Source organism: Paludicola sp. MB14-C6 (assembly GCF_030908625.1).
Taxonomy (GTDB): Bacteria; Bacillota; Clostridia; order Oscillospirales; family Ruminococcaceae; genus Paludihabitans.
On record NZ_CP133133.1, the window covers coordinates 1,182,023 to 1,197,306 of the forward strand.

Sequence of the window (15,284 nt, forward strand, 5' to 3'; positions counted from 1 at the left end):
TCATTTAGAATGATTCTTTATTATTTTGAAAACTATAATCTAAACGGTTAATTCAACATGAATAACTATGATTTTAAATAAAATTCGTAGTAATACACATGAAGCTATTTCATGTACAATCTTTAGGAGATGTGAATTTCATGCAAAATATCACAGAGCAAAATTACGATGTCATTATTGTAGGCGGTGGTGTTGCAGGTCTTTATACTGCATTAAATCTTGATCCATCCTTAAAAGTACTGCTTTTAACCAAAAGAGAGCTTACCTTAAGTAATTCGAGCCTTGCACAAGGCGGTATTGCTACAGTTTATGACAAACAAAACGATAGTTTTGAAGAACACTTTGAAGATACCTTAATTGCAGGCGGATTTCAAAACGACAAGGAACATGTAAAAATATTAGTAGAAGAAGGCCCTGATGACGTACAAAAGCTAATCGACTACGGAGTTGATTTTGATAAAAATGCAGAGGGTAAAATCCACCTAACCTTAGAAGGTGGCCATTCGAAATCTCGTATTCTACACTATAAGGACTGTACCGGAAAAGAAATTGTTGACAAGCTTATTCTTGCGGTAACGAAGCTGCCAAATGTTACTGTTCAATCAGAACATGTTGTTTGCGACTTAAAGAAAACAAACCATACATTTCATTTAGATATTATTGATGAAAATAATATGCATAGCACCCTCCATTCCAACTTTGTTGTTTTGTGCACAGGCGGAATTGGACGAGTTTATGAATATACAACGAATTCTGCAATTGCAACGGGTGATGGTATCGCTTTAGCATATCGCCTTGGTGCTACCATTAAAAATCTACATTTGGTTCAATTCCATCCAACTGCATTTGCAAATAAAAATACGAGAGAGAGTTTCTTAATCTCCGAATCCGTTCGTGGCGAGGGTGCTTATTTATTAAACTGCAATTATCAACGATTTATGCACCGCTATGACGAACGATTAGAACTTGCCCCAAGAGATGTTGTTTCTCGTTCTATTATGGAAGAAGCAAAGCGCACAGGCTCAAATAATTTCTACTTGGATATTACGCATAAAAATGCAAACTACCTTAAAAAGCGTTTCCCTATGATTTACGCCAGCTTACTTTTAGAAGGCTACGATTTAACCAAAGACCGTATTCCGATTTTCCCTTGTCAGCATTATTTAATGGGCGGAATTGATGTAAATGAAAATGCACAATCTTCAATTGAAGGTTTATATGCTTGCGGAGAATGTTCTCATACGGGTGTCCACGGCAACAACCGCCTAGCAAGTAACTCTTTGTTAGAAGGTATTGTCTTCTCTAGAAGATGTGCAGTTGAAATTAACCATCTAATCAAGCAAAAGTCAACTGAAATCGAACCATATACCTTTGAGCAAAACGCCAATAGTGAACCGATTTTTCACGGAATTCGCACAGAAATCCGCTCCATTATGCAGCAATCCCATTTTGTTACACCTAATTTAGAAGAAGCTAAAAAAGGATTTCAACGTATTGGCGAATTATTAAACCAAATTGAAAGCGGAAACTTCTTAGTCAACCGTGATTTCGTTGAAGCACGTTCACTTGCAACAGTTGCGTATTTGATATTAAAAGAAGTAATATAATAACGGAAAAGAGAGTTATATATGGGCGAATTATCAAAGCTCCCCAACATAGGCTCTGTATTAGAGCAAAAATTGAATGACGCATCTATTTATACAATTGAAGACCTTCAATCAATCGGTAGCAAGGAATCTTTTTTTCGTATTCGTCTGAATGATTCAACTGCTTGTTTCAATGTGCTTTGTGCGCTTGAAGGTGCAATACAAGATATTCGCTGGCATTATCTCTCTGAAGAAACAAAACAAAATTTAAAAGCTTACTATAAAACCCTCTAACCAAATAATAGAACTGAAAGGAAAATATAATTCATGCTATTACCACAATTCTATGTAGATGACCTAATTAAAGGTGCTATTAAAGAAGACATTAACTATATTGACGTTACAACCGATTACCTAATTCCCGAAGACAGCATTTCCACTGCAAAACTAGTATCAAAAGATGAAGGTGTGATTGCAGGACTTGAAATCGCCGCTAGAGTATTTACATTACTGGACGATACCGTAAAAGTGAATTTTAATAAAAAAGATGGGGACGCAGTAATAAAAGGTGATATCATTGCAGAAATCACAGGTAAAACCCGTATCTTGTTAAAAGGGGAACGCACCTCTTTAAACCTATTGCAACATATGAGTGGTATTGCAACTGCAACAAATCGCTGTGTAAAATTAGTAGAAGGTACGAACGCTAGTATTGTGGATACTCGTAAAACGCTTCCATTACTTCGCCCATTACAAAAATATGCGGTTGTATGCGGCGGCGGAAAAAATCATCGATATAATTTAAGTGATGCCGCTATGCTCAAAGACAACCATATTGATGCTTACGGATCGCTCACTAATGCAGTTACCGCATTAAGGAAAAAAGCGGGACATATGGTGAAAATCGAGGTGGAAACTCGTAGCTTAGAAGAGCTGGAAGAAGCGCTTTTGGTTGGTGCTGATGTCATCATGCTTGACAATATGGATTATGCCACGATGAAAGAGGCTGTAAAACGCACAAATGGACGAGCAGTTTTAGAGGCATCTGGAAATATAACGCATGAAAATATCCGCCAAGTTGCAGAATGCGGTGTTGATATTATTTCTCTTGGCGCATTAACTCATTCTGTAAAATGTTTCGATATTTCTATGAAAATTCAATAAAAATAACTCCCTCTTTTCTAGGAGGGAGTTTTGTGTTATACTTTGCTTAAAAGGACTGATGAATTATGGATTATGAAAATTACTATATCAAACAACATAAGAAAGTAATCGGAAGCTGTGCAAAAGGAATTGATTTTGAACTTTGCGGTACATTTAGCTGCCCCAACTTCAATAAGTATGAGCTTGCCTATATGGGATGCCCTTATTATCGTAAGCCATATGAATTACGTGGATATGTAAAGCCTTTACACGAAGTGGAAGGCAAGCGACAACGTCGATTGCGAGTAAATTGGATCAACTACTTTTTGCTTGGTTATATATTGACTTACTGCATTTATTCCTTAATAAAAGGAACGCCAATTGACGGAACCCGCATGATGAATTTAGCCTTTGCATTTGGTACGTTTGTCATAATCACTATATTAAACTATCGTTCATTCGGCAGCTATTCTTGTGTTTTTACAAAAGACAATATCTATACCGAAGCCATGATGCTACCATGGAGTGATGTGATTTCTGCTACTTATAAAGTCGATTTCGGAAACTCATTTTTAAAGCTCCCTTTCTGTGGTATTCAACTCGAAACCAAACAAGGCAAAATGTCTTTACCGCATTGCTCCTTATTTTGTTTTTTCTCATTAAAACGATACCAAAAAAACATTCGATTTAAATGGGGCAGTTTGATTTGGTCAATTTTAATTATCATTTTAATCTGCGTTTTGGTTTGTGTAAAGTTTTAGCATTATAATAGGGACAACACATTTTGGTGCATCAAGACTGTCGAAAAACGAATTATTATTTTATATTCCCAGATTAAAGTTCATTCTTACTTTATCAATATTGGGCTATCCGCCCAAGCCTGACCATGCTTTTTGTCAATCGCCCCAAAAAGCATGGATAAAAAATGCTTTGTTTCTCAAAATTGTTTTTTATATGACATCGCGCGTATGCTTGTGCAAAGCTGTAAAGATTAAACTTGTGCTATATTATTCTTTATTTACTCCCCTAGATAATTTTTGGGGAAATCGTCATGCGACCAGCAATTATTCCTCGCGATTAAAAATTGATTAAATAATCTAATTCTATTTTATGTCATTTCTGAAAAAACAATTTCCGCAGCAAAAATACTTCTTTATTTCGTTTTTACTCGCGCCTTATATTTTTTTACAAGTTGAGGGACAACACATTGTTGTTCCCTATTTTGATTTACTCTCTCCTGACTCTAAAAACGGAGAATACATCATCATTGCATGATTTTCAGCTACATATTCATCCGCTACCAATTCTCCAAAGCAATTATATTTCTTGCGATACAATAAGTTATGGCGGCTATATCCACCCCAATATTCCAGCTCTACCTTATGATTCTTTTCATATACCTCATAAGAATACATCGGTTGCTGCAAGGCAAACCATTTGCCTTGTAGATATTGATCGGTCACCTCTAAATATAACTGAAAAGGCTGATTGGTTTCATTCTTTATCATTAAATCACGATAATTATAAACACAAGTAGCACCACTGCCAAATGGCTGCGTACGGTTCGAATCGGGAAATACATCGAAGCTATGACGATAACGTTCGATAATCGTTAAAGGGGTATGAATTGTCATCCAGTAAATAAGGTTCGATAGCTGGCATAAACCTCCCCCTACTCCTGGGGCAAAGGTTCCGCAGAATAATACCATTCCTTCTAAGTAACCTTTCTTAGCCGTTGGCTTTCCGATTAGCTTCCAATAAGAAAAGGTTTCTCCGGGATAAATTACAACGTTATTCAGCTTTTTTACTGCAATCTTTAAATTCGTGATTTTATTCACCTGTAATACCATATCAACATCTTTTAATTTGCGAAGTAATGGGGTTTGATGAAAAAAATATTCATTGGGTAACAACACATCATTATGCTGCGTTGCAAACTTGTATTTTCCACTACACCAAGAAAGGTAACGTCTTGTTGTATAATAGAACTTGCCTAACTTTAATCGTAATTTGGTGCGGCTAATAGGCTTCATTACTTGTTCATTGTGATACGTGGTATCCATATGACTTCCTCCTTGATATGTTCTCTGTTTGCACTCTGTCCATTGTAGGAAACAATCTTTGACCGTTGCGTGGTAATTGCAATCGCTCTTTATATAACTTCACAATCAGAAATGTTCTGTAGGGCAAGGGCTTGCTCTTGCCGTTTTGCAAAGTACAAAACCTATCGGCGGCAGCAAGCCACCGCCCTACTGTTTACATTGTTTTTCAATGACCTAATCGGGATTGACTCAATATGTCATTCCTAGAAGTTTTAATCACTATTATTATATCATAATTTTACAGTAATGGAAATGTATGAATGGTTACAATTGGATACAACGGGTTTACAAATGAATTTATTGCTATTATAGCGAATACGCATTATTGCCCTTGTAACACTAATTTTATTTAAATTGCGTTTCTATTATATAAATGGAATTCGTATAAGGCAATTTGTTATTGAATTCCGTTGCACTTTGTTTTATACTGTTATTATATGGTAAATTAACTTTATTTCAGGGGGCGACCACCATGGCACAATTTCTTTTTGGAGTTTGTTGTTGGACTCCTTCTGCTATTCTTATCGGTTTTGCAGTATGTGCATTTTTTTCAAAAAAGCCAATCCACTTTTGGTCTGGAACTACTGTAAGTGAACATGAAATCAAAAATATCCCAGCTTACAATAAAGCAAATGGGCTCATGTGGTTTTTATACGGTAGTTTGTTTTTCGTAATCGGAGTCATTGGATTAATAGGTTATATCGCATTAGCTGGAATCCTGTTATTCGTTGCATGCGCTGGTGGATTGCCAATTATTTTTTATAGTTACAATAAGATTTATACAAAATATAAAAGATAACATTCATAGTTTATCCCACAACAAAAAAGCTTGGAGCAATTCAATTGCCCCAAGCTTTTTTCTATTTCAAATCTTATTGAACTTCGCCTTTGATGATGATTTTTTCAATTACTAAATCTTTATCCATAACAACGATATCAGCATCACGGTTTACATCAAGCACACCGATTTTCTTTTCCATACCAATTGCTTTTGCAGGATTGAAAGATGCAGCTTTTACTGCAGTTTCTAATGGAATGCCAAACTCAACTGCTTTTCTCATACAATCGAATAGATTTGTTGAAGAGCCTGCAATTGTACCGTCTTCCAATGTTGCTTTTTTATCTTTTACAAATACTTTTTGTCCGCCTAGCTCATATTCGCCGTTTGGCATACCGCAAGCACTCATACTATCAGAAATCAATACAACGCGATCGTTCATTAATTTGAATGTTGCACGAACAACAGTAGGATCAATGTGGATACCATCAGAGATTAGCTCTGTAGTAACGTTAGTATCAGCAGCAGCACCAACTAAACCAGGAGCTCTATGTGTAAAACCGTCCATTGCATTGTAAAGGTGAGTTACATGGCTAGCACCCGCATGAATAGCATCCATTGCAATTTTATAATCGGTTGCAGTATGTCCGATAGAAACCGTTACTTCATCTTTTACTGCTTTAATGAATTCAATAGAGCCATCTAATTCAGGAGCAAGGTCAACTAATTTAACAGCATTGCCTGATTTTTTATTTAGCTTTCTGAAGAAATCTACATCTGGATTTAATAAGCAATCGCCACGTTGTGCACCTTTTTTCTTCATGTTAAAGAATGGGCCTTCCATGTTGATACCAATTACATGAGCACCTTTTTGTTTGCCTTTCATGTAATCACCAATTGTTTTAAAGATGCGGTTCAGCTGCTCTTCCGGAACAGTCATAGAAGTTGCACAGAAAGAAGTAATACCTGCTTTGCCTTGAGTTTCAGACATAATATCCATCGCTTCTTTGGTTGCGTCGCAAGCGTCAGCACCGCCACAGCCGTGAGTATGGATATCAACTAAACCTGGAATGATGTATTTGCCCGTACAATCTAAAACGTCAGTATCGCAATCGCAATTGCCTACATGAACGATTTTATCACCATCAACCACTAAATCTGTTTTAACAAAGCGAAAACTTTTATCTAATACAAAGCCATTTTTTAAAATCATTTTCTCTTCCTCCAATATATTAAATTAATTATTTTTATAGCTTCATTGTACTACAACCATTTTGTATTTTCAAGTATTGGTTAAGTACAATTACTAATACTTTTTATTTTTAATTGCTTTCAAAATAGGAGGTACTACTAAAGTTGCCAATACTCCGCCTATTGCTGCGGTTATCATTTGTGTTGTACTGAAAATTGCTGCCGGAGCTTTTACTGCTGCACCCTTTATTGCTGTCATCATTGGAATGACTGCCCAATTGACGCCTCCATATAGTGTGATAAACTTTAGCGCAGAGGAAGCCACAATTGCAATAATCCAAACAAATAATTTTGCACCTGTTGATTTATTTACGGCTTTCTTTAAAATAAGAGCATATATTACTACTAACACCGCATTACCCAACGCTATTACCGGAACAAAGAAAATCGGAAGTGGTACAACTTGTAAAAAGAATGCTAAAAATGGTGATACACATGCTACGATTAACCCACTACCCATTCCAACAGTTAACGTTGTTGCAATTAGAACAAAATTCACAGCACTTCCGGTTACAATCGGCCCAAAAGGCTTTGTGATTGCTTGAAGCACAACCAATGCTGCTAAAAAAATGGCTGTTTTCACAATCCAAAGAACGTTTGATTTCATATTAAGATCCCCTTTATTATAATCATTTCATTAATTGTAGCACTTTAAAGCAAGAATAGCAATATAATATACACCAAATAGGTATATTATATGAGTAATAATTTCCTTTTTATATTTATTTCCAGTAAAATTATGATATAATACGTCTAATTAGAAAAAATAAGGAGAAAGAATATGACAGAGCATCTATTAAAAAATGGAAAGACATTAACGCTCAGAAAACCAACCAAACAAGATGCTGCAGCTATGATTGCTTATTTAAATCAAGTTGGGGGCGAAACTGACTTTTTGTTAGTTGGAAAAAATGGTTGCCGTTTTACTGTAGAACAAGAAGAAGCCTTTATTGAAAGTATAAATGCAAATGAAAACAGTATCATGTTGCTTGGATTTGTTGAGGATGAACTTGTTTCTATCTCAACCTTAAGCACACCATGCAATCCAAGAATGGCGCACAACGCAGAACTCGCTATTTCTGTAAAACAAGCTTATTGGAATGCAGGAGTGGGCTCTTACGTTATGCAAACGCTTATTCAATTTGCAACGCATAATCCAACAATAACTTGTATTCATCTTGGTGTATATGAGCAAAACAAGCGTGCACAAGCATTATACGAGAAATTCGGATTTCAACAATACGGCTATTATGCACATAAGTTTATCGTTAATGGCATTTACCACGATGAAATTCTAATGAATTTATATTTGTAGTTGAATGATAATAATTTATTTTACAATACAATAATCCCCCTCTGTCTGCGGACGGTGTTCCCATTTAACAAGGGGGATAGAGATAGATTTACATTAAAATTACCGTAAGAGCGAACTGTGTTCGCCTGTTAAGTTACATACAAAAAACGCAACGGAAAATCGTTGCGTTTCATTTTTATTATTAGATTGCCCAGTTGCCATTTTCAAAGATCGTAACTTCGTTACCGTCTTTTTCAGTTGCAACAATTTTCATATCAGATGTACCAAACATGAAATCAACATGGGTAATGGAATCATTACCACCACGTTTTTTCAAGTCCTCTTTGGATAATCCAACACCATCTTTAATACAAGAAGGATATGCACTACCTAAAGCAAAGTGACAAGATGCATTTTCATCAAACAATGTATTGTAGAATAAAATACCCATATCAGAAATCGGAGATTTATATGGTACTAATGCAACTTCACCAAGCATTTTTGCGCCTTCATCTGTATCCAATAAACGTTTCAATGCTTCATAGCCCTCTTTTGCAGAGTAATCTACCACAACACCATCTTTAAAAGTTAAGCTAAACTCAGAAATCAATGTACCTTGATAGTTTAATGGCATTGAGCTTACAACCGTACCATTTACTTTATCTTTGTGTGGCATTGAGAACACTTCTTCAGTTGGCATATTCGGGAAATAGTAAACCCCATCAGATGTAATATCTCCGCCGCCCTCAAAGATATAATTTTCAGGCATACCAACTGTAATATCAGTACCTAAGCTGTTTTTAAAATGCAAAGATGCAAATTGCTTTTCATTTAAGTATTGAGATTTTGTAAACAAGGTACGTTTATGATCTTCCCAAGCTTGCACTGGGTTTGGTTGGTCAATACGAACTGCTTTGAAGATTGCTTCCCATAGTTTTTCAACCGCTGTTTGTTCATCACAATCAGGGAATACTTTCTTTGCCCATGCAGGAGTTGGAACAGAAACAATATTCCAACAAATTTTATTTAAATCTCTTAAATCGTTAAATGGTTTTAATGCTATATGACCGGCTTTTGTACTAGCAGCCAATTTAGCTGAATCTACACCCTTAAATATTTCAGGATCGGTTGCAGCAATCATTACAAATGCTGCTCCACGTTTTGCATAATAATTCTCAGATTCGCCCACCCAATCAGGATAGCTTTCAAATACTTCTAATGGTGCATTTAAATATTTCATTCGCATTAGCTTTTCATCTTTGTAATGCACGATTACTTCTTTTGCACCTAATTTATATGCACTCTCAGCCACAGCTCGTGCAAATTCTGCACACTCGATTGGTGCACGAATTACTAGTTCTTGATCTTTTTGAATGTTAACGCCTAATCGCGCCACAAGTTCAGCGTATTTTTGTAGTTTATCTTGAAAACTCATATCATTACCGCCTTTCTATTTCTCCCTTTATTCTACCACTTATTATTCCGTTTATCAACTATACTTGAAATCATTCACAATAGATTTACAATCTATACTGTTTTAGTGTGAATTATTGTATTTTTGCTCTAAATTCAAGCAATAATAGTCTACTTGAAAAGAAGTTACAAATCCACTTTTACGATATAATTCATAAGCTGGTGGATTATTGGAATCCACATCTAAAACCACACGTTTTTTCTTTTGATATGCTGTTTCCAAGGCAAGACCTAATAATTGTTTTCCAAATCCCTTTCCTTGCATACAAGGTTTAATACCTAACCCATAAAGGAAAGCGTGATTGGCTTCATAATGTATATTAAATGTTCCCATAGGCTCATTTTTATAATATGTAAGATAGATAGCCCTATCCTTTGAATCCATTGCATTTTGAATGAAATTTTGGTTTTCTTCTTCCGACATATCAAAAATTTCTCTTGTTAGTTTTATACATTCCTCTTGATTCATTGTGGAAACATTCATAAGCAATAAATTACTATGAGAAGGAATCTTTGTTTTATCGGTATGTTGCATTCGATATTCTGAACGTTCAAAAGTAATTCCTTCTTTCTTTTGTAACACCTGCTCACCCGTTTTACTAACTGGTTCAACAACAAACAATACTTGCGTAATGCCCGCCGGTAGTAACACGCTTACAGCTGTCTGATAAAGCTGATTAAAACGTCCTTGTCTTCGATATGCAGGGTGAGTATAAGCAATAATCTCCGCTTCATGGCTCTGAGGCATAAACGTTGTTAAAAATGCTACCAACTTTGAGTCTTCATAGCCTAAATAAAAACAAGCTAAATTTTGATTAAAGTTAATTTCATTAGATAAAAATGCTTCGTTTTGCAATCCATCATAGGCAAAGCAGTCTTTAATTAGAATCGTTATATCATGAATCTGCATTGCATCTAAAATATTAGTTTCAATTATCTTCATTCATTGTCTCCTATAGACTGTAATGTTAACGTTATTATATCATACGTTTTTTTGTTATACAAGAAAAGCCTACGCAAAAAGGAGTCATCGTACCTGATGACTCCTTATCATTAAAAATTGCTTAGTTGCTTCTTCTTTTATATTTAATAGCTACAAGTGTCATTGCTGCAAAGGCAAGTGCAAAGCCCAGTTGAATACCAAAGCTTAGTAATACAGGACTCAAAGTTCCCATATTAAATGTGACTAGTGAATCTATCGTATTATTGGCTTTAATAAACCAAAATACAGGATTGATTACACCAAATTTAAGCAATGATTTATTTAACAATTCTTGTGGAACAAATGCACCACCCAAGAAACCTAAACCTAAAGCTGCACAGTTTGCAATTGGCCATATAGCAGCTTTGGAAGTTATCATATTTGCTACAAAAAACCCAAAGCACAATGAAAATACTGAGAAGCTGAATGTATTCAAAATCCAATAAAGACCTTTTATACTAAACACATCATCGGTATACATAATGAGTGCAATCATGATAAACACAATATACACTGCTAACATTAACAGCATATTTGCTGACAACATTTTAATTGTAAAGGATGACTGTTTTTGTGGAGAAGCAATACAGCGACGTTTTACGTTTAATTCATTGATACTCAACATAATCATTGGAATAGCAAGTATCATAATGGAAAGCATAGGATAGGAAAAATAATTCATATAGAAATTCGCACTGGATTTTTCATCAACATCCTCTTTATCAGTTGCAACCATATTCACCTTTGTTGATATTGCTAAATCATCTTGTATGGCTTGATAGTCAATCTCACCTGTTCCGTTTTGATATATCTTTGCTGTATTTAGATAGCTATCAATTAAGTTATGAACCAGCATGGCATTTGTTCCATCAGGAATTTGCATTGACTCAATTTTAAGTGGTGTTCCTTTTTGAAAAGCTTCTGTAAATCCTTTTGGAATAATTGCAATATAATCTACTTCACGGAAGAATAATGAATCTTTATAAGTTTGTTCATCGTCTTTTAGTGTTTTTAATTTTGCTTTATCACCAATAAATTCAGTAAGCTCCTTTGACAATTCCCCGCCATCACGATTGACTACAGCGACCCTACACTTTGTTAATTCAAAGCTGTCTTTCGGAGTAGTTCCAATCTGGCTGAACATAACGGTTAGCGAAGCAAAAATAACAACAAACATGATGATAGGACCTAATGCATTCTTTTTTAGAATTTTGAAAAACAAACTATAAACTTGCATATTTCTGCCTCCTTACCTTAAAGTATGTGACGCCACAACCCAATACACCAAATACAACAAGAATTGCTAGGTTGATAAAGTATCTTTCGTTGATGCCATAATAATAAAGTGAATACAAACCGTCTGTAACTAAGTTTAATGGGTTAATGTAGGAAAGAATCGGCATGGTTTGCTGTACCCAATATTTGATATTCACTGCCATCATACCTGCTAAGAAAGAGCCTAACATTGTAAAGCTAACGATTACACCTACTTTAAATCCTGTCTTTTTAATAAATACGCTCATCATAGCACCTAACATTACCCCTGTGAAGCAACCTACAAACACAAGCAATATAATATAACCCATTCCTTTACCAAAATCTAATCCCAATACAAATTTCATAAAGACTAGTGACAATAATACAAACGCAAAATGGAATAGAACGGTGCAGCTTAAAGAAGAGGTAAGTGCTTTTAGCTTATGGGTTGGTGCTACATTGACTCTTGCAGCTGTTGCGGTTTGATCAGCTTGAAGCATCTCAATATCGACAATTGCTTGTGTACCGCCCATTAAGCTGGACATTGCTATTAACGCATAGAAAAAGATTACCGTTGTATTCGTTGCTGTGCCAATCGGCTTATTTTGTGTATATGGTTCTCTTACATTGATTTCTTTTAAGAAATTTGTTTTCAATACTTCCGGATTTTTTTCAATTACACCATTTATAGTTGCTGTCACCTGATTATAAGCGTCCAACACATTTTTTAAAATGCTTTGATTGATACCATTTTGGGTAACGGCTAACTGCATATTTCCTTTTACATCAATTACACCGCTTACTTTTCCTTCGTTCAGCATTTTTGTTGCTGCTTCTTGATTGGTTGATGTAATATTACATAAATCAGTTTCCTTTAGCATTTTGACAAAGTCTTGATTATCCGTTTCATTCACAATTGCTACATTGATTTTTTGGAATGTCTCGCCGGCTAAGACGTTTGTGAATGCCATATAGAAAAAGGTGGACATTATAATTGGAAACAAAATAAGCCAAAACAAATTTTGTTTATCACGCAGCATCATAAGCAAGCGATATTTGAATATATGAAAAAACATCGTTGTTTCCTTCCTTCTTACAAAGTGAATTATTTATAATAAATGGGGTTCTAATCTCGTAATGCTTTACCCGTGATTTCCAAGAACACATCATTTAAAGTTGGTAATTCAGAATACACCTTACCATATGTTATCTTTTGCTCTTCGACGAATGCTAGAATCATAGCAATACTGCTCTTTCCACTCTTAGCGCTGATTGTAAGTTTATCATCTGCATAATCAACTGACATAATGTTTGGAAGCTGTTTTAATCGGTTGATTGTTTCCTCTTTAACATTGAACGCTTCTAAAACAATTTTCTCACCCGTTGCAATCATTGCTTTCAGCTCTTCTTTTGTTCCGAGTGCAATCACCTTACCATTATCAAGGATTGCAATACGTGTACAAATTTGCTCTACTTCTTCCATGTAATGTGAGGTATAAATAATTGTTGCCCCTTGTTCATTTAGCTTCTTGATTCCTTCAAGAATATTGTTTCTGCTTTGTGGATCTACCGCTACGGTTGGCTCATCTAATATAATCAATTTTGGTTTATGTGCGATACCACAAGCGATATTTAATCTTCTTAATAAACCGCCGCTTAACTTTTTCGGATAGAATTTTCTAAATTCCTGTAAGCCCACAAACTCAATTGCTTCTTCGACCAATTCTTTTCGTTTTGCTTTATCGGTAATATAAAAGCCGCAAAAATAATCAATGTTTTCGTAAACCGTTAATTCGTTGAATACTGCTACGTTTTGCATTACAATTCCAATATCTCGTTTGCTTGCATATGCGGTTGGAGTCATTTCTTTTCCGAATACTTGTATATCGCCCTTATCATATTTGAGCAAAGATAAAATGCAGTTAATTGCAGTTGTTTTTCCTGAACCATTTGGCCCTAACAATCCAAAAATTTCGCCTTCTTCAATTGAGAGATTCAGATGATCAAGTGCGATTAAGTCGCCATATCGTTTTACTAAATTTGTAATTTCAACTATCATAACAATTCTCCTTATTTGTTTTGTTGTTATTATTATATTAAATTGCCTTGCTGCTAAACAGTGCAAAATGTCATCAGTTTGGCATGACATTTGTCATAAAGTAAGTATACAATTTGGAAATGTTATGGTATTATTGGAGTAGAAAACATTGTTTCTACTCCAATACAATCTTATATCTTTCTTTTGTAAATTCATTTAAAGATAAATGATTGAGCGTTATTGACCTATTTTTAATCGTTGCTTTGTAAACAATAAATACAATATTGAAAAGACAGAGAGGAGAATCTATGAACAGTATTATTGACCGAATTATTTTACTGATATTTGCCACTCTTACTTGCTTTTTGTGTGCTGACCCAAACATTGGAATTATTCCTCTGTTGGTTGTCATTTCAATTACCAGTATCAACGAATTTTTTGCTAATCAGAAGCTTGCATTGACACTATTTTTCGGTTATTTGATTTTATGTTTTTTTATACCGTCCTTTATCATTTTTTCTCCTGTACTGCTTTATGACTTATTCCACACGCGCTTTCAGCTTTTCGGCTTTTTTGCGTTTCTACCTTTATTTGTCCATTTTTCTGTATTCTCAATTTCTGAAGTTGCAATTTTATTATGCATTGCTTGCTGTGCATTATGGCTACGAAAAAAGACCATTCAACATGCCACCTTACAACAACAATTTATTACTCAAAGAGATACACTAACCGAACTATCTATTACACTAGAGCAAAAAGTTGCCGAGTTAATGCAAAAGCAAGATGATGATGTTACTCTTGCAACACTGAATGAGAGAACACGCATAGCAAGAGAAATTCATGATAATGTTGGTCATTTACTATCCAGCTCAATTTTACAACTTGGTGCGCTAATGGCAATTACAAAAGATGAATCCACAAAGCAAAACCTTTCTATTTTAAAAGATACGCTTTCTACAGGTATGGATTCTATTCGTTCCAGCGTGCATAATTTACAAGATAATGCAGTAGATTTATATAGCCAAGTCAATCGTATTGTTAAAGAATTTACGTTTTGTAAAGCTGAGCTTAACTATGACATGACTGAAACGATCCCAATTCAATCACGCTATGCTGTAATTGCAATTGTAAAAGAAGCACTTGCTAACGTTATCAAACATTCCAATGCAACACACGTAACGATTTCTTTATATGAACATCCAAAGCTGTATCAGTTAATCATAAGCGATAATGGTACCAAAAAAAGCGCAAATAGTTGTTATGGTATGGGGCTTGATAATATGAAACAGCGTGTTGCCGGATTAAATGGTATCATCAATATATCAGATACAAACGGTTTCCGAATTTTTATCTCTTTTCCAAAGGAAACAAAACACTAAT

15 protein-coding genes are annotated in these 15,284 nt (G+C 35.0%); 7 read left to right on the forward strand and 8 right to left on the reverse strand.

The window, feature by feature from the left end; translation table 11 throughout:
- Positions 1–140: 140 nt before the first annotated feature.
- The 4 genes from RBG61_RS05575 to RBG61_RS05590 all read left to right on the forward strand — a co-directional run bounded on the left by RBG61_RS05575 (position 141) and on the right by RBG61_RS05590 (position 3,490).
- Positions 141–1,607, forward strand: coding sequence for an L-aspartate oxidase (locus tag RBG61_RS05575; RefSeq protein WP_307946552.1), 1,467 nt, complete (start codon positions 141–143; stop codon positions 1,605–1,607).
- A gap of 21 nt (positions 1,608–1,628) precedes the next feature.
- Positions 1,629–1,880, forward strand: a complete 252-nt coding sequence (locus tag RBG61_RS05580) for a TfoX/Sxy family protein (protein ID WP_307946555.1) — start codon at positions 1,629–1,631, stop codon at positions 1,878–1,880.
- A gap of 33 nt (positions 1,881–1,913) precedes the next feature.
- On the forward strand, positions 1,914–2,750 hold the full coding sequence (gene nadC, locus RBG61_RS05585) for a carboxylating nicotinate-nucleotide diphosphorylase (RefSeq protein WP_307946558.1): 837 nt from the start codon (positions 1,914–1,916) through the stop codon (positions 2,748–2,750).
- 65 nt (positions 2,751–2,815) lie between these two features.
- Positions 2,816–3,490 (forward strand): hypothetical protein, encoded by a 675-nt coding sequence (locus tag RBG61_RS05590; RefSeq protein WP_307946561.1) that lies wholly within the window; start codon positions 2,816–2,818, stop codon positions 3,488–3,490.
- Positions 3,491–3,946: 456 nt separating this feature from the next.
- Here the strand turns inward: RBG61_RS05590 and RBG61_RS05595 are convergent, their stop codons facing one another.
- Complete coding sequence (locus tag RBG61_RS05595; protein WP_307946563.1) at positions 3,947–4,792, reverse strand: VanW family protein; 846 nt, start codon at positions 4,790–4,792, stop codon at positions 3,947–3,949.
- Between the two features lie 511 nt (positions 4,793–5,303).
- On the opposite strand from RBG61_RS05595, the gene RBG61_RS05600 reads away from it, so the two are divergent.
- Entirely contained in the window at positions 5,304–5,630 is a 327-nt protein-coding gene (locus RBG61_RS05600; RefSeq protein WP_307946566.1) for a hypothetical protein, read from the forward strand.
- A 73-nt stretch (positions 5,631–5,703) separates the two neighbouring features.
- On the opposite strand, the gene nagA is transcribed toward RBG61_RS05600, so the two are convergent.
- Both nagA and RBG61_RS05610 read right to left on the reverse strand, forming a co-directional pair.
- Entirely contained in the window at positions 5,704–6,822 is a 1,119-nt protein-coding gene (nagA, locus tag RBG61_RS05605) for an N-acetylglucosamine-6-phosphate deacetylase (protein ID WP_307946569.1), read from the reverse strand.
- A 93-nt stretch (positions 6,823–6,915) separates the two neighbouring features.
- Entirely contained in the window at positions 6,916–7,467 is a 552-nt protein-coding gene (locus RBG61_RS05610) for an ECF transporter S component (protein WP_307946572.1), read from the reverse strand.
- A 174-nt stretch (positions 7,468–7,641) separates the two neighbouring features.
- Here RBG61_RS05610 and RBG61_RS05615 point away from each other — a divergent pair, with 174 nt between their 5' ends.
- Entirely contained in the window at positions 7,642–8,175 is a 534-nt protein-coding gene (locus RBG61_RS05615) for a GNAT family N-acetyltransferase (protein ID WP_307946575.1), read from the forward strand.
- Positions 8,176–8,356: 181 nt separating this feature from the next.
- Here the strand turns inward: RBG61_RS05615 and RBG61_RS05620 are convergent, their stop codons facing one another.
- The 5 genes from RBG61_RS05620 to RBG61_RS05640 all read right to left on the reverse strand — a co-directional run bounded on the left by RBG61_RS05620 (position 8,357) and on the right by RBG61_RS05640 (position 13,925).
- Complete coding sequence (locus RBG61_RS05620) at positions 8,357–9,589, reverse strand: aminopeptidase (protein WP_307946578.1); 1,233 nt, start codon at positions 9,587–9,589, stop codon at positions 8,357–8,359.
- A gap of 102 nt (positions 9,590–9,691) precedes the next feature.
- Positions 9,692–10,570, reverse strand: a complete 879-nt coding sequence (locus RBG61_RS05625) for a GNAT family N-acetyltransferase (protein WP_307946580.1) — start codon at positions 10,568–10,570, stop codon at positions 9,692–9,694.
- 121 nt (positions 10,571–10,691) lie between these two features.
- A complete protein-coding gene (locus RBG61_RS05630; protein ID WP_307946583.1) occupies positions 10,692–11,846 on the reverse strand; it encodes an ABC transporter permease in 1,155 nt (384 codons plus the stop codon).
- Entirely contained in the window at positions 11,833–12,942 is a 1,110-nt protein-coding gene (locus RBG61_RS05635) for an ABC transporter permease (protein WP_307946585.1), read from the reverse strand. Before RBG61_RS05635 ends, RBG61_RS05630 begins: the two co-directional genes overlap by 14 nt.
- Before the next feature lie 50 nt (positions 12,943–12,992).
- Positions 12,993–13,925 (reverse strand): ABC transporter ATP-binding protein, encoded by a 933-nt coding sequence (locus RBG61_RS05640; RefSeq protein ID WP_307946587.1) that lies wholly within the window; start codon positions 13,923–13,925, stop codon positions 12,993–12,995.
- Positions 13,926–14,212: 287 nt separating this feature from the next.
- Here RBG61_RS05640 and RBG61_RS05645 point away from each other — a divergent pair, with 287 nt between their 5' ends.
- Positions 14,213–15,283: a sensor histidine kinase gene (locus RBG61_RS05645; RefSeq protein WP_307946590.1), complete on the forward strand. Its 1,071-nt coding sequence runs from the start codon at positions 14,213–14,215 to the stop codon at positions 15,281–15,283.
- Position 15,284: the final 1 nt, after the last annotated feature.